The organism is Acinetobacter sp. RRD8, from assembly GCF_031844225.1.
Lineage (GTDB): Bacteria > Pseudomonadota > Gammaproteobacteria > Pseudomonadales > Moraxellaceae > Acinetobacter.
In genome coordinates this window covers 114,853-131,220 of the sequence record NZ_JAUZUU010000002.1, presented here as the reverse complement: position 1 = coordinate 131,220, position 16,368 = coordinate 114,853, and the positions used below count along the sequence as shown (strand labels likewise).

Below are 16,368 nucleotides of genomic sequence, written 5' to 3'. Positions count from 1 at the left end.
TTTAGCTTTATTCAGCCGTTTTAGGACGATCCAGCAAACCAAATGAAATGCGATTGGTGATGCTGCGCTTTTCAGTTTCTGGCGTATCCGATTGTGCATCGGTGTCGGTTACAGTCTTGGCTTCTTTACCAAAAATACCCAGTGTCGCGCGGTTAAAGAAGCTGCCTTCACTACGCGCTGCACGCAGATTCACCGTCCCATCTGATTTCACCAGATTCGGATAATTCAGCTTTAATACATCCACATATTGCTGAGAAGTCGCTTTATCACCTAGCTGAGCATAGCCATAAGCAACCGTTGCCAGTGCTTCTGGAATCTGCGGAGTTTGAGGATAATGTTCAATCACCCACAAGCCACGTTCAACTGCTGCCAGATAAGCCTTACGCTTGATGTTGAAACGTGCTGCGTTCATTTCATGCTCAGCCAGTTCCTGACCGATAAACTGCATACGCTGTGCTGCATCCACTGCATAAGTGCTAGATGGATAGCGGCGAATGAAATCAACAAAATTCTGGTAAGCCACTTTCAGGTAGCTGACATCACGATGCGACTGTTTCAGCGAGGTATAACGCAGCAGGCCGTTATAGTTCTGTTCCATATTTGAGACACCGCGTACATAGTAGGCATAGTCGACATTTGGATGTTGCGGGTTCAGACGGATAAAACGCTCTGCCAGTGCGACCGCACCTTCATAATCTTTTTGCTGGAATTTTACATACAACAGTTCAAGCTGCGCTTGCGGGGCATATTGACTGGTTGGGAAATAAGTTTCCAGCGCTTCTAACTGTTTTGCTGCATCGGTATATTGATTACGATCTAGCGCTTTCTGTGCTTTTTGAATATAAACCTGTTCGCTAGATTCCGGACCTTTATCCACGACTTCTTTTTTTGGATTACTGCTACAGCCTACCATTGCCGATGCAATGCCTAATGTCACAGCAAGCATTGTCATTTTATAATGTGGTAGCGACATAAAAATTCCTCTGTTAATACGGGCAATGAGCTACAATTGCACTATTAAACCACTTTTGTCTGAATGAGCAAATGAGTCAAGCACAATCTTCCAATTCTAATATCCCTGATACTGATTTCAATTTACTTGAAGATTCTGAGGATGCAGATAACCATACTTCAGAAGCAACTGCAACACGTTTATCGTTGCAATTTCAACTGGATGAAACTTATATCGGGCAACGGATCGACCAGATTGCCGCAATGGTCTGGAGCGATTTTTCTCGAGAAAAATTAAAGCAATGGATTAAAGATGGCAATTTATTGGTGAATGGTCAACCGGTTAAGCCGAAATTTAAAAGTGATGGTTTTGAAACCCTGACTTTAAATGTTGAGCTTGAAGCGCAAACGCGCAGTCTGCCGGAAGATATTCCACTGGACATCATCTATGAAGATGATGACATTATGGTCATCAACAAACCAGTCGGTATGGTGGTACATCCGGGCGCTGGCAATAGTTCTGGCACCTTGGTGAATGCTTTATTGCATCACTATCCGAAATCGGCTGAACTGGCGCGTGCAGGTCTGGTACATCGTATCGATAAAGACACCAGCGGTCTGTTAGTCGTCGCCAAAAATCTGGAAGCACAATTTGCCTTAAGCAAACAGCTTGAGAAAAAATCAGTATATCGCCTGTATGACTTGGTGGTTTACGGCAATATTATTGCTGGCGGTACCATTGATGAACCAATCAAACGCCATCCGGTGGATCGTGTGAAAATGACCGTACTTCCAGGTGGTAAAGACGCGGTGACGCATTACAATGTCAAAGAGCGTTTCCAGCATTTTACCCGTGTTCAAGCCCGTCTGGAAACTGGACGTACCCATCAGATCCGTGTGCATTTTAGCTATATCGGCTTTGGCTTGGTGGGCGATCAGGTGTATATGCCACGTGTCCGTATGCCTGCAGGTGCATCGCAATTATTAGATGATACTTTGCGTGGCTTCAAGCGTCAGGCTTTGCATGCTGTACAACTCGGTCTGACCCATCCGCGTACCAAAGAAGAAATGACCTTTGAAGCACCGTGGCCGGAAGACTTTGCCAATCTGGTTGAAGTGCTGCGTACCGAAAACAAAGCCTATTAATCTTTTTATTTAGCTCGCGTCAAAGCAAGGAATCGAGATGCAATTTGTACCAGGACTTCCACAAGGTGTGTATGTGGGTCAGACCCGTGTCCATCATGCGAAAGTGCAGCCATCCGCACAGCCTGAGCTTGCAGGTTTTAACTTGGCCTTACATGTGCAGGATGATGCACAACGGGTACAACAGCATCGTATGGCTTTATTGCAGGATTTCGCTGCCTTTGGCGTAGATAAGATTACCTGGATGACTCAGACGCATAGCACCATCTGTCATACGATTAATGAACAGATGCCATTTACCGCACTGGTCGGAGATGGTCTGGTGACGCAGCGTAAGGCGCATGCCTTAATGATGATGACGGCAGATTGTTTACCTGTGGTACTGGGAAATGCGAAAGGTACGGAAGTTGCCAATTTGCATGCTGGTTGGCGTGGTTTGGCGGGTGGGATTGTTGAAAATACCATTGCCGCCATGCAGACTTCGCCGACCTGGGCTTGGCTCGGGGCGGCCATTAGTCAGCCATGTTTTGAAATTGGCGCTGAAGTAAAAGCTGCTTTTTGCAGTAAATATCCTGAACTGGACAGTGCATTTCAGGCCGGTGAACAGGCAGGTAAATATTATGCTGACCTGTATGCCATTGCGCATTATATCTTGCAGCAACACGGCATAAATACCGTATTGGGTGGGGATCAGTGTTCTTATCGTCAAGCAGATGAATATTTTTCTTATCGCCGCGAAGCTAAAACGGGGCGTATGGCGACATTCGTGTTTATGGCATGAAAATGTTAAACTTAACTGAATTTTTTGGCTTTTGAGCGTTATGTCCCTATCTTCCAAATCTGTTGCGATTGTTTATCATAGTCCTTATGGACACACGGCTAAAGTGGCAAATTTTATTGCCGATGGTGCACGGGAAACCGGTGTTCAGGTGCATATGATGAATGTCGAACATATAGACTGGGATGTGCTGGACGCCGCCGATGCAATTGTATTTGGCTGTCCGACCTATATGGGCAGTCTAACCTCTGCCATGAAGCTGTTTATGGAACAATCTTCCAAGCGCTGGTTGGCACGTACCTGGCAGGGCAAACTGGCTGCCGCCTTTACCAATGGTGGCGGACTCAGTGGCGACAAGCTGGCGGTCCTGCAGCAAATCAACTTGTTTGCGATGCAGCACGGTATGCTATGGAGTGGCTTGCCATTAATGCCGACAGGTCGTGCTGTGACCGATCTGAACCGGATGTCGAGCTTTTTGGGTTTAATGACCCAGTCGGATAATGCCCCGGTTGAAGTCACCCCACCTGAGGGCGATTTAAAAACCGCGTTCTGGTTTGGGGAATATATTGCCCTTACTCTAGCCCGACTAAATAACCATACTTAAAATTATAAAAAAACCTCCGAATGCGGAGGTTTTTTTATATTCAACTTTTAATCCATTATTTATGGAAAATTCGTGCTTTATCACGTTGCCAGTCACGGTCTTTCTCGGTTGCACGTTTGTCATGAAGCTGCTTACCTTTCACCAGGGCAATTTCCAGCTTGGCATGTGGACCTTTCCAGTAACAGGCCAGTGGAACGCAGGAATAACCTTTCTGGTTAATCGCACCCATTAACTTTTCAATTTCACGGCGATTCAGCAACAGTTTGCGGGTACGGGTTGCTTCAGGCACCACATGAGTCGAAGCACTTAACAAGGGCTGAACCTGTGCACCAAACAGAAAAGCTTCACCATTTTTAAAAGTAATATAACTTTCTACGATGGTCATGCGACCAGCACGCATTGATTTGACTTCCCAGCCTTTTAATGAAAGCCCCGCTTCAAATTTCTCTTCAATAAAATAATCGTGGCGGGCACGTTTATTCAGTGCAATGGTACCGCCATTATTTTTTTTTACTACAATAGATGCTTTCGCCATAATCTGATACTTCCAAACGTGCTGCTATTGTACCGCAACTAGAAATAAGGTGAAGTTTTTTAAATTAATGAGGATTATTCACCAAAAAAACAAGTTTTTGCTAAAATAAGATTCTACATAACAAACAGAGTACAAATGGATGTCTAAAACTCGTGTGATTTATCCGGGGACTTTTGATCCAATTACCAATGGACATATTGATTTGGTAACCCGCGCAGCGCGAATGTTTGATGAAGTCGTAGTGGCAATTGCTATCGGTCATCATAAAAATCCGGTATTTAGTCTGGAAGAGCGTGTTGCATTGGCGAAAGAGTCATTGAGTCATTTGGACAATGTTGAATTTGTAGGTTTTGATGGTTTGCTGGTCAATTTTTTCCGTGAGCAAAAGGCGACTGCTGTATTGCGTGGTTTGCGTGCAGTGTCTGATTTTGAGTACGAATTTCAGCTGGCAAATATGAACCGTCAGCTGGACTCCCACTTTGAGGCGGTATTTTTAACCCCTTCAGAGCAATATTCTTTTATTTCATCCACTTTGGTGCGTGAAATTGCTCGATTAAGAGGTGATGTAACCAAGTTTGTACCACCAAACGTGGTTGCGGCCTTCGAGCGTAAACTTCAACAAGGTTGGTAGCGTGTCTTTATATATCACCGATGAATGTATTAACTGTGATGTCTGTGAACCTGTATGCCCGAATGAGGCCATCTATATGGGTGAACTCATTTATGAGATTCATCCAGACCTATGTACAGAGTGCGTCGGACATCATGATCAACCGCAGTGCCAGTTGTTCTGTCCAGTGGATTGTATTCCACTGGATCCGAATCATGTCGAAACGCAGGAACAGCTGCAAGCCAAGTATGAAAAACTGACTGCTCAAAAAACATCAAGCAATTAGTCTCGATATTTGATACTATGCCGCTCGAAGTGAGCCAGACGATCGCTGCTGTGGAAATCTCCGTGATTGAAGCAGGGGAGGAAAGTCCGGGCTTCATAGGGCAAGGTGCCAGGTAACGCCTGGGCGGTGCAAACCGACGGCAAGTGCAGCAGAGAGAAGACCGCCTTCATTATGTTTTCGAGCAATCGGAATCGGAGGTAAGGGTGAAAGGGTGCGGTAAGAGCGCACCGCATGGCTGGTAACAGTTCATGGCGAGGTAAACCCCACCGGAAGCAAGACCAAATAGGAATCCATTAGGCATGGCCCATGCTGGATTCGGGTAGGTCGCTTGAGCGCATGAGTGATTGTGCGCCTAGAGGAATGATCGTTCACGACAGAACCCGGCTTATCGGCTCACTTCAACAAATTTTGATCAAACAGCACAATATGGGGTTGACGTGATTTACAGAAAATCCCATAATGCGCGCACAGTTTAAGGCTATGTAGCTCAGTTGGTTAGAGCACCGCACTCATAATGCGGGGGTCACAAGTTCAAGTCTCGTCATAGCCACCATATTCTGAAAAAACCCACTCCGATTGAGTGGGTTTTTTTATGCCCCAATTTTATTTTGATTGGTTTGAATATCAGAGATAGCGGATTTCAAAACTTGTAGGCAAATTTTAGCTGTTTGTTCTCTAGGTGAGAATTTTTCAGTCATTTGCTGAAAAGGATGTATGTAATTTCTAAAATCTCTTAATTCTTTGCTAAATCGATATGTATCTTTTTCAATTAAATTAATTGAATGAGATACTTCAATGAAATTATGAAGTGTCCATTGATCGAAGTTTTTTACTTTGCCATCTTTTTTAGGGCTACAGTTTGAAGTATTAAAAACCCTTGGATTTAAAGAAGCAATATTTAAGAATATTCCCTCTAATGTACTACCAGCTAATAACACAACGGAAAGGTATGCTTCAGCTTTAAAAGCTTTTTCAATTTCTATTATTCTACTTTTGATTACAGGCATTAAGGTTGGGATGAGATTTAACTGAGAGTAATCAAACTTAAATTCATGTTTTATAAAGTTATTTTCAATATTTTCAATATTTTCAATATTTTCATTATCTGATTGGAATTGTTCATCAAGATTGATTTTTGTAATAGGTGTAAGGTTAATTTCAGTGTTGGTTCTAGTAATTTGATATTTGTCGAATTGTAGATATTTATTGAACTCTTTAATTAAATTATCTAGTCGATTTAAGTCTTCAATATAATTTATAGGATTAAATAAGTTTTTAATACATATATCTAATTTTGGTGTGCCATTTATTTGAGAAAGTCGTAGATCTGTGTACATCCATCTAGATGGAAAACCTTGTCCATATACATCTTGATAATCGAACATACCAAAAAAATCGATAATTTTTGGCCCTGATCGGTATTCGGTGATTTCATTGATTAAGTCACGAAGTTTTTCAAGTGTCTTAGTTGATAGATGCATATTTATTCAAAATAATGGTTTGAATTAAATATAATGTTTAGATCAAACTTTGTACATAATTAAGCAGTGATTTCACATCATCCGTTTGCAATTGCTCACGCATTTTTAAAAACTGCTTTTCATCTATATCGTAAATTTTAAGTGAAAGCAGTTTTTCGATATCTTCTTGCGGGAAACGGTATTTAATGATTTTTGCAGGTACGCCGCCCACAACTGCATAAGGTGGCACATCTTCAGTCACAACAGCACCTGTTGCGACCACAGCACCTTCACCAAGCTTTACACCGGGCATAATCATGGCACGAGAACCAATCCAGCAACCATCACCAATGATCGTGTCACCCGCAAGCTCAAAACCCCGTGTATCGAACGGAAATGCTGAAATCCAGTCGGTACGGTGTAATTGGTTGCTGCCCATCATAATCACGCATTCTGCGCCAAAACAGACGAAATTGCTGATATAGAGCTGGTCTATGGGCTTCTCAGGCGTGGCAGGCTTATCATGCAGATAGCGCACCACACAGCGCTCAAAACCTTGATCCCAATACGCTGAATAATAAGAATAATTCCCTTTGATATGAATGTTGGGATTCTTCACCGTTTTTGAGATGAACTCAAATTCACACCAATGATTCACAGGAGAATTAATTAACTTTTCAGCCATAAGGAAGATACAAAAAAATAGTGAATAAGAAATTATACCTAATCGACGTTTAAACTTGCTGAATAATCTCTAAAAGATACTCAAGCGAGTGCGAATAACGCAAATGATTAGACTGGTGTAGACGCTGTAGGAATACGGGCAATCACTTTAATCTCAAAATCAAAACCTGCCAGCCAAGTCACGCCAACAGCTGTCCAATTAGGATAAGGCTTTTGCTGAAACACTTGCTGCTTAACTTTTATAATGCTTTCAAATTGCTGCTCTGGGTCAGTGTGAAATGTGGTGACATCGACAATATCATCGAAAGTACAACCAGCCGCTGCCAATGTTGCGGCTAAGTTTTTAAAAGCCTGTTCTACCTGTTTTTCAAAGTTGGGTTCAGGCGAGCCATCTTCACGGCTACCGACCTGACCAGAAACAAAAAGTAAGTCTTCCGATTTGATTGCAGCAGAATAACCATGCTGTTCATACAGGGCATGGCGGTCTTGGGGAAATATCGCAGTTCTAGTCATGGCTATTCTCATTCAATGTCTAATTTATCAGTGAGTGAAAGCAATTTAACTTTCACATACGCCTCGTATGTAAACATAATTGACATACGGTCCGTATGTCAATTAAAATTTTTATGATGATGAGGTAAAGTAATTCATGTCTGTTCGTGAACAAAAGATGGCGGAAACCCGCAAGAAACTGATAGAAGTGGCACGCCGTGCGTTTGCAGAATATGGTTATGCAGACACTTCAATGGATAAGCTCACGGCAGAAGCAGGGCTGACCCGTGGAGCGTTGTATCATCATTTTGGCGATAAAAAAGGCTTGTTTGCTGCAGTGGTCGACCAGATCGATTCGGAAATGGCTTCATCTGCCCAGCAGCATCTGGAGCAGCCTGATGATCTGTGGGAAGGATTGTTGTTTGAAGGGCAGACCTATATTCAAAATGCCTTAAACTCTGAATTCCAGCGCATTGTATTGCGCGATGGGCCTGCGGTATTGGGTGATCCTGCACACTGGCCAAGTCAAAACAGATGTTTGCAGTCCACGCGTGAATGTGTTGAGCAATTATTGGTAGCAGATCGAATTAAAACAGTTGATCCGGAAGCTGCTGCGGTATTTTTAAATGGTGCTGCAATGAATGCAGCCCTCTGGGTGGCTTCTAGCGAACATCCTGAGCAGGTACTCCCTGAGGCTTTACATGCATTTAATTTATTTGCATCGGGGTTTTTAAAAGAAGCCCAGAGCTAATTCGTTTGTAGGAAGCAGATAAAGGTAAAAAACCCCTCAATCGAGGGGCTTTAAATTAAACAGCTTTAAATTTTAAAGATATTCAACTTTCACAATTTCGTATTCAACTTCACCGTTTGGTGTATTGATTTTCACATCGTCGCCTTCGTTTTTACCTAAAAGACCACGTGCAATTGGCGAGTTCACAGAGATCTTGTTAATCTTAAAGTCTGCTTCGTCATCACCTACAATTTTATAGGTTTTCTGTTCTTCAGTATCCAGATTTTCAATCGTGACCGTTACACCAAAAACCACACGACCATTCTGTTCAAGTTCTTTGACATCGATCACCTGAGCTGCACCCAGTTTGCCTTCGATGTCCTGAATACGACCTTCACAGAAGCCTTGCTGTTCACGTGCTGCATGGTATTCTGCATTTTCTTTTAAGTCGCCGTGTTCACGCGCTTCTGCAATTGAAGCTGTAATACGTGGGCGATCCACTGTTTTCAGTTGGTGTAATTCTTTCTCTAAGGCAATTTTGCCTTCAGGTGTCATAGGATAACGTTGCATGTTGTCCCTCAAAAGTCAGTTGAAAGATATAAAATCTATAAATAAAAAAAAGCCCGCCACCAAGAAGGTAGCGGGACTTCTTGGAAGCGAATTAACCTTTAGTTAGGTCTTGCAAACGATATACATCCATTGGCAATTTAATTGCTAAAGCTTGGCATACTGCATCCGCACCATTCAATGTAGTTGTGTTATACACTTTACCTTGAAGTGCTGAACGACGGATCGAGAATGAGTCTTCTTGTGCCTTTTTGCCTTCAGTCGTGTTAATCACAAGGTGAATTTCGCCGTTTTTAATACGGTCCACAATGTTAGGACGACCTTCAGTCACTTTATTGACACGTTCACATTCAAGACCAGCATCGCTAATCACTTTAAATGTACCATCAGTTGCAAGAATCTTGAAGCCTAGGTCAATCAATTGTTTTGCAATACCCGCCGCACGTGGTTTATCAGAATCACGTACAGAGATAAATGCGTGTTTCACTTCGCCTTCAGTTGGAAGACCGGGTAAACGCTCATTTGCACCTAAAACAGCTTTATAGAACGCTTCACCAAATGTTTTACCAACGCCCATCACTTCGCCAGTCGATTTCATCTCAGGGCCAAGGATCGGGTCAACACCAGGGAATTTGTTGAACGGGAACACTGCTTCTTTGACAGAGAAGTGCTCAGGAATAATCTCAGTTGTGAAGCCTTGCGACTCAAGAGATTGACCAGCCATGCAACGTGCAGCAACTTTCGCTAAAGATTCGCCGATACACTTAGAAACGAATGGCACAGTACGAGACGCACGTGGGTTCACTTCCAAGATGTAAACATCTTCACCTTTGACAGCAAACTGAACGTTCATCAAACCGATTACGCCAAGCTCTTTTGCCATCGCCACAGTTTGACGACGCATTTCGTCCTGAATCTCTTTAGATAGAGAGTAAGGAGGAATTGAACATGCCGAGTCACCTGAATGAATACCCGCTTGTTCGATGTGCTGCATGATGCCGCCGATTACAACGTCTTTACCATCAGATACGCAGTCTACGTCAACTTCGATCGCATCATCTAAGAAACGGTCAAGCAGAACAGGTGCTTCGTTAGATGCTTGAACCGCATCACGTAAGTAGCGTTTGAGTTCTTCATCGTTGTACACGATTTCCATCGCACGACCACCAAGCACGTAAGAAGGACGTACCACTAATGGATAGCCTACTTTAGACGCTTCAGCCATACCTTCTTCAGCAGATTTTACAATGCTGTTGTTTGGTTGACGAAGTTGCAGACGTTGAATCATTTGCTGGAAACGTTCACGGTCTTCTGCACGGTCAATCGCGTCAGGTGATGTACCAATGATTGGCGCACCGGCTTCTTCTAGAGCACGAGCCAATTTCAAAGGTGTTTGACCACCGTACTGAACGATAATGCCTTTAGGCTTCTCGATACGTACGATTTCTAAAACGTCTTCTAAAGTGATCGGTTCGAAGTACAAACGATCTGAAGTGTCGTAATCCGTAGAAACAGTTTCAGGGTTACAGTTTACCATGATCGTTTCATAGCCGTCTTCACGCATAGCCAGGGCAGCGTGTACACAGCAGTAATCGAACTCGATACCTTGACCGATACGGTTAGGGCCACCGCCGATCACCATGATCTTGTCTTTGTTCGATGGATTTGCTTCACATTCTTCATCGTAAGTTGAGTACATGTAAGCTGTATCAGATTCGAATTCTGCAGCACATGTATCGACACGTTTGTAAACTGGAGTTACGCCCAGGTTCCAACGATGTTTACGGAATTGCTTTTGTGAAATACCCATCAAGTCTGCAATGCGAAGATCTGATAAACCTTTACGTTTGAATCCACGGATGTTGTCCGCATTCAAGTCGCCAAAACCTAAAGTTTTGATTTGGTTTTCAGTTTTGATGATGTCTTCGATTTGAATTAAGAACCAGCGGTCAATGTTCGTTGCAGCGAATACTTCGTCTAAAGTAAAGCCGTGACGGAATGCATCGCCCACGTACCAGATACGCTCTGGACCTGGCACTTTAAGTTCTTGCAAGATTTTGTCGCGCGCGCCTTCAGCACCCACTTCAACCTTTTCGTCAAAACCAGAAGCGCCCACTTCAAGACCACGAAGGGCTTTTTGTACAGATTCCTGGAAGTTACGGCCAATCGCCATCACTTCACCGACAGATTTCATCTGAGTCGTCAGTGTCGCATCAGCTTGTGGGAATTTTTCGAAGTTGAAACGAGGAATCTTGGTTACAACGTAGTCGATTGCAGGTTCGAACGATGCAGGCGTTGTACCGCCAGTAATGTCGTTTTTCAACTCATCAAGGGTATAACCTACAGCCAGTTTCGCTGCGATTTTTGCAATCGGGAAACCAGTTGCTTTAGAAGCAAGTGCAGATGAACGTGATACACGTGGGTTCATCTCGATCACGACCATACGACCAGTATTTGGACAAATACCGAACTGTACGTTAGAACCACCTGTTTCAACACCAATTTCACGAAGAACTGCTAGAGAAGCGTTACGTAGTAACTGGAATTCTTTATCTGTAAGCGTTTGAGCAGGGGCAACAGTGATTGAGTCACCAGTGTGTACGCCCATTGGATCAAAGTTTTCAATGGTACATACAATGATACAGTTGTCGTTTTTGTCACGAACAACTTCCATCTCGTATTCTTTCCAGCCAATTAAAGATTCATCAATCAATAATTGTTTAGTCGGAGAAAGATCGAAACCGCGTTCACAAATCTCGATAAATTCTTCTTTGTTGTATGCGATACCGCCACCAGAACCACCCATGGTGAATGATGGACGGATAATTACTGGGAAGCCGAAACGTGCTTGAATTTCTAAAGCATGTTCCATTGACTCAGCAACGTCAGCTTTTGGACATTCAAGACCAATTTTACGCATTGCCTGGTCGAACAGTTTACGGTCTTCAGCTTTTTCAATCGCTTCTTTGGTTGCACCGATCAATTCAACATTGAATTTCTCTAAAATGCCGTGCTCATCGAGGGCAAGGGCACAGTTCAATGCCGTTTGACCACCCATGGTTGGAAGAACAGCATCTGGACGTTCTTTCTCAATGATCGCTGCAACAGTTTGCCAAGTAATTGGCTCAATGTAAGTTGCATCCGCCATGGTTGGGTCGGTCATGATGGTCGCTGGGTTCGAGTTGACCAAAATAACGCGGTAACCTTCTTCACGAAGGGCTTTACATGCTTGAGCACCTGAGTAGTCAAACTCACATGCTTGACCGATGACAATCGGACCAGCACCAATAATCAAGATGCTTTTAATGTCAGTACGTTTAGCCATGATGCTTCCTTAATTACTTCTTAGATGCTTCGATAAGTTCGATGAAATGATCGAACAATGGTGCGCAGTCATGTGGACCCGGGCTTGCTTCAGGGTGACCCTGGAAGCTGAACGCAGGTTTGTCTGTACGATGGATACCTTGGTTGGTGCCATCAAACAGTGAGCGATGCGTTACACGCAACACATCAGGCAGATTGCTTTCATCGACTGCGAAGCCATGGTTTTGAGAAGTAATCATCACTGTACCGTTATCAAGATTTTGTACAGGATGGTTCGCACCGTGGTGGCCGTGAGGCATTTTTAAGGTTTTAGCACCACTTGCAAGCGCAAGGATCTGGTGACCCAGGCAGATACCAAATACTGGAATTTCAGTGGTTTCTACAATTGTTTTTACAGCTTCAATTGCGTAGTCACATGCAGCCGGATCACCAGGACCGTTCGAAAGGAACACGCCATCTGGATTCAGTGCAAGTACATCAGCAGCAGGAGTTTGCGCCGGCACAACAGTCAGTTTACAACCGCGGTCTGCGAGCATACGTAAGATGTTGGTTTTGACACCGTAATCGTATGCAACAACATGGAATTTAGCTTCTGGTTGAGAGAAACCTTTGCCTAATGTCCAAGAGCCTTCAGTCCATTCAAAACCTTCAGGGTCGCAACATTCTTTTGCCAGGTCTAAACCGTTTAAACCACCAAATGCACGTGCTTTTTCAAGCGCTTCAGCTTCAGTGATATTTTCGCCAGCAAGGATACAGCCATTTTGCGCACCTTTGTCACGTAAGATACGTGTCAATTTACGCGTGTCGATATCCGCAATTGCCACAACATTGTGTTGTACCAAATATTCAGCTAATGATTGGGTTGAACGGAAGTTACTGTGCAGTAAAGGCAGGTCACGAATGATCAATCCGTTCGCCCAAACCTTATGAATACGACCTGATTCAGCGTCTTCTTCATTACAGCCTGTGTTACCGATATGTGGGTAAGTCAGTGTCACAAGTTGCTGTGCATAACTCGGGTCAGTCAAAATTTCTTGATAGCCAGTCATGGCAGTGTTGAAAACGACTTCACCAGTCGTACTACCCGATGCGCCAATCGAAGTACCTTTAAAGATAGTTCCGTCGGCAAGGGCTAAAATTGCTGGGGTGCTCAAACCAAAGCTCCTGAAATTTAGGCTGTAAAAAAGCGAGAAGACGAAAAAAAAGGAAGGCTAATTTTTAAACCTACCCTCCTATGTCTGCTCGCTTGAACTTAACACGGCATTATACGCAGAACGACCCTTAAAGTCCAACGGCTTTGCAGCGAAAGTATGAGATAAATGGCTTGCTTTTTGCATGGAAGTCTGTTTTGTAGGCAATGTGAAAAAATGTAAGCAATTAATAATTGTCAGACAAATCAAATCTTAATTTTTATCAAATCTACTAATATAGCTTAGTCGATATAACAATAGGAACAAGACAAATGGCTACAGCACCTAAATCTACTACATCTAAAAAAATCACTCCGAGCGTGGTGACTGAAACTGCCGAGAAGCTTGAAAAAGTAGCAGTCGAGGCTAAAGATCAGGCAATTGAAACCATCGAGGAAAGTAAGGAAAAGCTTGAAGTTGAAGCCAAACAGTTAAGCGATACTGTGCAGGAACAATTGCGTCAATTTAAGCAGGAAGTGTTACAGCGTATTGATACTTTGAAGGAGCAGATTTTCGGTTCGCAGAAAGAATTAACCGAATTGAAAAGCTTTATCAAGACAGAATTCAACGCTGTCGTCGAAGACTTATCCAATCTGGGTAAAGAGCTGAAAGAAGATGTCAGTCAGATTTCGACCAAGCATAAGGAACATCTGACCGATACTTTTAAACGTTCTAAGGACAGTACCATTGAAGTACTGAAAAAAGTCAAACCCGTGGTGAAAACAGAGAGCTCGGACAAAAGTCCTGAGCTGAAAAGTTAGGCTGCGCTGAAAGGCCGCTATTTAAAAAGGAGAACAATCAAATGTTCTCCTTTGTCTTTATGCAGCAAAACGGACTCACAATAACAATTAAAGGGGGTCACGATGCAACAGCATTTTGTAGGTGTACTTATTTTACTGATATTGATTATGTTACTGAATCTGGAAAGCGGATTGGGGCGCATACTTTATCTGGGTGTAATCGTATTATGTCTGGGAGTACTGGGACTGGTGTTTGGAACCATTCTTCTGATGATCATTACTTTTGCTTTTATTCTTTATGCTGCTGTGAAATATATTCAGGAGCAGCATCATTTGCATCATTAAAATATCAACGTTGAAACCAATAAAAATCTAAAATAATTATACAGAGGATCAATCGTTGTTGAGCGATAAACAAAAACGTGAGACTTTAAGTCTCACGTTTTATTCGCCTGTTACACTTTAAATAGCTGATGCACAACGTCAATCTATTTAAAACACATGCAACCAGTCACGTTTATTATGAAAATCTGCCTGAGGACTACTATGCTGCATGGCATAGAACTGCTCACCTTGCGAGGTTTTTAAAACAGCAGATAAACCCAGGAACAAGTTTTCCCATTTCAGTTTATGTGTTGCCATAAAATCAGTCAGATCCACACTGACATTAAGACCATAATGCGTACGTTTGAGCTGGTTCAGCTCAATATCATCCGCAGCTTGCGGTGGCATATCTTCAGGATAACGGTATTCTTCGAATTGATAAGCCTGCCAGGCCTGAGAAGGGGAGAGATTAATCTCACGATAAAAATCTTCGCCCTGAACCCCAATAAAAATTTCAAAGCAGGTCTGTTCCCACAGGAAATCCTGACGGGGATGTGCCGTCACCATGTCGGGCCACAAGATGTACTGATTGGGATCACGGATCCAGAAGCCCACATTTAAATTGCATGGGCCTTGCTGTTCGATGGCGGCAACCAGAGAGATGGCCTGAAAACGGCGATCAAATGCGCTAAGTTCGTAACTTGCCATAAGTCCTGTACTTAGTTAGACAAATGAGCGAAACGGACAAGGTTGGACAATTTTTGGTTCTGTTTGGCAGCTTTCTTGTAAAGCAGTGCAATCTTACCAATAGTTTGAACCACTTCTGCACCAGTCGCTTCTGAAATTTCAACAATCAGTGCTGCACGCGCTTCACGATCTTCAGCTACGATTTTCACTTTAATCAGTTCGTGATCGTTTAAAGCACGCGCCAATTCTTCGATGACATTTTCAGTCAGGCCTTTGTCACCCAGCATAACGACCGGGTTTAAAGCATGTCCGATTTGACGTAAACGCTTACGTTCCTGAATAGATAAAGACGCCATGAGAGATAACCTGAATTTAAAAACGGCTTAGTATAGCAAAAGCAAAAAACAAACGCTGTAAATTATCAGGAAATAATCATTTCCAATCTGCCTGCCTAACAAGCAAAACTCCTAGATTTAGATACACATGTATACTGCAAAATATGTCTTTTTCACGTACAATTAATAATTGGACGTTTTTTTATTTAGAGAGTTATGGCTACACGCATTACCAACCAAAAGTTATCTAAAAGTAGTCGTGATTGGATGAGAGAGCATTTAGACGATCCTTATGTGAAAAAGGCACAAAAGGACGGATATCGTGCGCGTGCAGCATATAAGCTCTTAGAGATGCAAGAAAAGTACAAAATCATTAAACCCGGCATGACCGTGGTCGACTTGGGTGCAGCTCCCGGGAGTTGGTCACAAATCGCAGGTAAGTTGGTTGGCGACAAAGGTTTATTGATTGCATCTGACATTTTACCAATGGATGCATTACCTGATGTGACTTTCTTGCAAGGCGACTTTCGCGAAGAAGAAGTCTTCCAGCAATTGTTAGAAATTTTAGATGGTCGTACTGTAGACGTTGTAATTTCAGATATGGCCCCCAATACATCAGGTAATAAGGCTGTAGATCAACCGCGTCAGATTTACTTGTGTGAACTTGCACTGGATTTTGCCAATAAGGTGCTAGGCCCCAAAGGTCAATTTGTGGTAAAAGTTTTCCAAGGCTCAGGTTTTGACGAATTTCGTAAGCAAGTGGTTGATAGTTTTGATGTTCTGAAAACATCTAAACCTCTGGCATCACGTGCTCGCTCCAAGGAAGTTTTCCTGATCGGGCAGGGACGCAAGAAGGCTTTAAAATAAGTCTACTTGCCAAGTCGTTAAAAATTGTGCATTTTGTACGTTTTCAGATAATTGCAAGTTG

The 16,368-nt window shown here is 43.0% G+C and carries 19 protein-coding genes, 1 tRNA gene and 1 other RNA gene; 11 read left to right on the top strand and 10 right to left on the bottom strand.

What is annotated here, in order from left to right; all coding sequences use genetic code 11:
- Positions 1-7: 7 nt before the first annotated feature.
- Positions 8-973 carry an outer membrane protein assembly factor BamD gene (locus Q9R24_RS03385; RefSeq protein WP_311203727.1) on the bottom strand — a complete coding sequence of 322 codons (966 nt, stop codon included), beginning with the start codon at positions 971-973 and terminating at the stop codon, positions 8-10.
- Positions 974-1,044: 71 nt separating this feature from the next.
- Here Q9R24_RS03385 and rluD point away from each other — a divergent pair, with 71 nt between their 5' ends.
- The 3 genes from rluD to Q9R24_RS03370 are packed head-to-tail and all read left to right on the top strand — an operon-like array spanning position 1,045 to position 3,476.
- Positions 1,045-2,097, top strand: coding sequence for a 23S rRNA pseudouridine(1911/1915/1917) synthase RluD (gene rluD, locus Q9R24_RS03380; RefSeq protein ID WP_180180448.1), 1,053 nt, complete (start codon positions 1,045-1,047; stop codon positions 2,095-2,097).
- 37 nt (positions 2,098-2,134) lie between these two features.
- The gene (pgeF, locus tag Q9R24_RS03375) at positions 2,135-2,875 is read left to right on the top strand and encodes a peptidoglycan editing factor PgeF (protein ID WP_311203726.1); all 741 of its coding nucleotides are present in this window, start codon (positions 2,135-2,137) and stop codon (positions 2,873-2,875) included.
- Between the two features lie 40 nt (positions 2,876-2,915).
- Positions 2,916-3,476, top strand: coding sequence for a flavodoxin family protein (locus Q9R24_RS03370; RefSeq protein WP_311203725.1), 561 nt, complete (start codon positions 2,916-2,918; stop codon positions 3,474-3,476).
- Positions 3,477-3,531: 55 nt separating this feature from the next.
- Here the strand turns inward: Q9R24_RS03370 and smpB are convergent, their stop codons facing one another.
- Complete coding sequence (smpB, locus tag Q9R24_RS03365) at positions 3,532-4,011, bottom strand: SsrA-binding protein SmpB (protein ID WP_004280586.1); 480 nt, start codon at positions 4,009-4,011, stop codon at positions 3,532-3,534.
- Positions 4,012-4,150: 139 nt separating this feature from the next.
- Here smpB and coaD point away from each other — a divergent pair, with 139 nt between their 5' ends.
- The 4 genes from coaD to Q9R24_RS03345 all read left to right on the top strand — a co-directional run bounded on the left by coaD (position 4,151) and on the right by Q9R24_RS03345 (position 5,460).
- Positions 4,151-4,642 (top strand): pantetheine-phosphate adenylyltransferase, encoded by a 492-nt coding sequence (coaD, locus tag Q9R24_RS03360; protein WP_004280585.1) that lies wholly within the window; start codon positions 4,151-4,153, stop codon positions 4,640-4,642.
- 1 nt (position 4,643) lies between these two features.
- Entirely contained in the window at positions 4,644-4,907 is a 264-nt protein-coding gene (locus Q9R24_RS03355) for a YfhL family 4Fe-4S dicluster ferredoxin (RefSeq protein ID WP_004280584.1), read from the top strand.
- A gap of 26 nt (positions 4,908-4,933) precedes the next feature.
- An RNA gene (rnpB, locus tag Q9R24_RS03350) (RNase P RNA component class A) lies at positions 4,934-5,311 on the top strand.
- A 72-nt stretch (positions 5,312-5,383) separates the two neighbouring features.
- Positions 5,384-5,460: transfer RNA gene (locus Q9R24_RS03345), tRNA-Met, on the top strand.
- 37 nt (positions 5,461-5,497) lie between these two features.
- Here the strand turns inward: Q9R24_RS03345 and Q9R24_RS03340 are convergent.
- The 3 genes from Q9R24_RS03340 to Q9R24_RS03330 all read right to left on the bottom strand — a co-directional run bounded on the left by Q9R24_RS03340 (position 5,498) and on the right by Q9R24_RS03330 (position 7,564).
- Entirely contained in the window at positions 5,498-6,388 is an 891-nt protein-coding gene (locus Q9R24_RS03340) for a hypothetical protein (protein WP_311203724.1), read from the bottom strand.
- Between the two features lie 37 nt (positions 6,389-6,425).
- Positions 6,426-7,052, bottom strand: coding sequence for a CatB-related O-acetyltransferase (locus Q9R24_RS03335; protein ID WP_311203723.1), 627 nt, complete (start codon positions 7,050-7,052; stop codon positions 6,426-6,428).
- A gap of 107 nt (positions 7,053-7,159) precedes the next feature.
- Complete coding sequence (locus tag Q9R24_RS03330; RefSeq protein ID WP_180037111.1) at positions 7,160-7,564, bottom strand: RidA family protein; 405 nt, start codon at positions 7,562-7,564, stop codon at positions 7,160-7,162.
- Positions 7,565-7,700: 136 nt separating this feature from the next.
- Here Q9R24_RS03330 and Q9R24_RS03325 point away from each other — a divergent pair, with 136 nt between their 5' ends.
- A complete protein-coding gene (locus tag Q9R24_RS03325) occupies positions 7,701-8,294 on the top strand; it encodes a TetR/AcrR family transcriptional regulator (RefSeq protein ID WP_311203722.1) in 594 nt (197 codons plus the stop codon).
- Positions 8,295-8,366: 72 nt separating this feature from the next.
- Here the strand turns inward: Q9R24_RS03325 and greA are convergent, their stop codons facing one another.
- The 3 genes from greA to carA all read right to left on the bottom strand — a co-directional run bounded on the left by greA (position 8,367) and on the right by carA (position 13,318).
- On the bottom strand, positions 8,367-8,843 hold the full coding sequence (gene greA / locus Q9R24_RS03320) for a transcription elongation factor GreA (RefSeq protein WP_004645764.1): 477 nt from the start codon (positions 8,841-8,843) through the stop codon (positions 8,367-8,369).
- Between the two features lie 91 nt (positions 8,844-8,934).
- Entirely contained in the window at positions 8,935-12,165 is a 3,231-nt protein-coding gene (gene carB / locus Q9R24_RS03315; RefSeq protein WP_311203721.1) for a carbamoyl-phosphate synthase large subunit, read from the bottom strand.
- 13 nt (positions 12,166-12,178) lie between these two features.
- The gene (carA, locus tag Q9R24_RS03310; protein WP_004280574.1) at positions 12,179-13,318 is read right to left on the bottom strand and encodes a glutamine-hydrolyzing carbamoyl-phosphate synthase small subunit; all 1,140 of its coding nucleotides are present in this window, start codon (positions 13,316-13,318) and stop codon (positions 12,179-12,181) included.
- A gap of 308 nt (positions 13,319-13,626) precedes the next feature.
- Here carA and Q9R24_RS03305 point away from each other — a divergent pair, with 308 nt between their 5' ends.
- The gene (locus Q9R24_RS03305) at positions 13,627-14,115 is read left to right on the top strand and encodes a hypothetical protein (RefSeq protein ID WP_005106335.1); all 489 of its coding nucleotides are present in this window, start codon (positions 13,627-13,629) and stop codon (positions 14,113-14,115) included.
- Positions 14,116-14,217: 102 nt separating this feature from the next.
- Entirely contained in the window at positions 14,218-14,439 is a 222-nt protein-coding gene (locus Q9R24_RS03300; protein ID WP_311203720.1) for a hypothetical protein, read from the top strand.
- Positions 14,440-14,586: 147 nt separating this feature from the next.
- Here the strand turns inward: Q9R24_RS03300 and Q9R24_RS03295 are convergent, their stop codons facing one another.
- Together Q9R24_RS03295 and yhbY are read right to left on the bottom strand one after the other, a co-directional pair.
- A complete protein-coding gene (locus Q9R24_RS03295; protein WP_311203719.1) occupies positions 14,587-15,126 on the bottom strand; it encodes a DOMON-like domain-containing protein in 540 nt (179 codons plus the stop codon).
- Between the two features lie 11 nt (positions 15,127-15,137).
- A complete protein-coding gene (gene yhbY / locus Q9R24_RS03290; RefSeq protein WP_004645757.1) occupies positions 15,138-15,461 on the bottom strand; it encodes a ribosome assembly RNA-binding protein YhbY in 324 nt (107 codons plus the stop codon).
- A 195-nt stretch (positions 15,462-15,656) separates the two neighbouring features.
- On the opposite strand from yhbY, the gene rlmE reads away from it, so the two are divergent.
- The gene (gene rlmE / locus Q9R24_RS03285; RefSeq protein WP_004645756.1) at positions 15,657-16,307 is read left to right on the top strand and encodes a 23S rRNA (uridine(2552)-2'-O)-methyltransferase RlmE; all 651 of its coding nucleotides are present in this window, start codon (positions 15,657-15,659) and stop codon (positions 16,305-16,307) included.
- The last annotated feature ends 61 nt before the right edge of the window (positions 16,308-16,368 follow it).

Excerpts from the sequence above, each read along its gene's own strand:
- Q9R24_RS03385 (WP_311203727.1), bottom strand. The coding sequence starts at position 973 with ATGTCGCTACCACATTATAAAATGACAATGCTTGCTGTGACATTAGGC.
- rluD (WP_180180448.1), top strand. The coding sequence starts at position 1,045 with ATGAGTCAAGCACAATCTTCCAATTCTAATATCCCTGATACTGATTTC.
- pgeF (WP_311203726.1), top strand. The coding sequence starts at position 2,135 with ATGCAATTTGTACCAGGACTTCCACAAGGTGTGTATGTGGGTCAGACC.
- Q9R24_RS03370 (WP_311203725.1), top strand. The coding sequence starts at position 2,916 with ATGTCCCTATCTTCCAAATCTGTTGCGATTGTTTATCATAGTCCTTAT.
- smpB (WP_004280586.1), bottom strand. The coding sequence starts at position 4,011 with ATGGCGAAAGCATCTATTGTAGTAAAAAAAAATAATGGCGGTACCATT.
- coaD (WP_004280585.1), top strand. The coding sequence starts at position 4,151 with ATGTCTAAAACTCGTGTGATTTATCCGGGGACTTTTGATCCAATTACC.
- Q9R24_RS03340 (WP_311203724.1), bottom strand. The coding sequence starts at position 6,388 with ATGCATCTATCAACTAAGACACTTGAAAAACTTCGTGACTTAATCAAT.
- Q9R24_RS03335 (WP_311203723.1), bottom strand. The coding sequence starts at position 7,052 with ATGGCTGAAAAGTTAATTAATTCTCCTGTGAATCATTGGTGTGAATTT.
- Q9R24_RS03330 (WP_180037111.1), bottom strand. The coding sequence starts at position 7,564 with ATGACTAGAACTGCGATATTTCCCCAAGACCGCCATGCCCTGTATGAA.
- Q9R24_RS03325 (WP_311203722.1), top strand. The coding sequence starts at position 7,701 with ATGTCTGTTCGTGAACAAAAGATGGCGGAAACCCGCAAGAAACTGATA.
- greA (WP_004645764.1), bottom strand. The coding sequence starts at position 8,843 with ATGCAACGTTATCCTATGACACCTGAAGGCAAAATTGCCTTAGAGAAA.
- carB (WP_311203721.1), bottom strand. The coding sequence starts at position 12,165 with ATGGCTAAACGTACTGACATTAAAAGCATCTTGATTATTGGTGCTGGT.
- Q9R24_RS03305 (WP_005106335.1), top strand. The coding sequence starts at position 13,627 with ATGGCTACAGCACCTAAATCTACTACATCTAAAAAAATCACTCCGAGC.
- Q9R24_RS03300 (WP_311203720.1), top strand. The coding sequence starts at position 14,218 with ATGCAACAGCATTTTGTAGGTGTACTTATTTTACTGATATTGATTATG.
- Q9R24_RS03295 (WP_311203719.1), bottom strand. The coding sequence starts at position 15,126 with ATGGCAAGTTACGAACTTAGCGCATTTGATCGCCGTTTTCAGGCCATC.
- yhbY (WP_004645757.1), bottom strand. The coding sequence starts at position 15,461 with ATGGCGTCTTTATCTATTCAGGAACGTAAGCGTTTACGTCAAATCGGA.
- rlmE (WP_004645756.1), top strand. The coding sequence starts at position 15,657 with ATGGCTACACGCATTACCAACCAAAAGTTATCTAAAAGTAGTCGTGAT.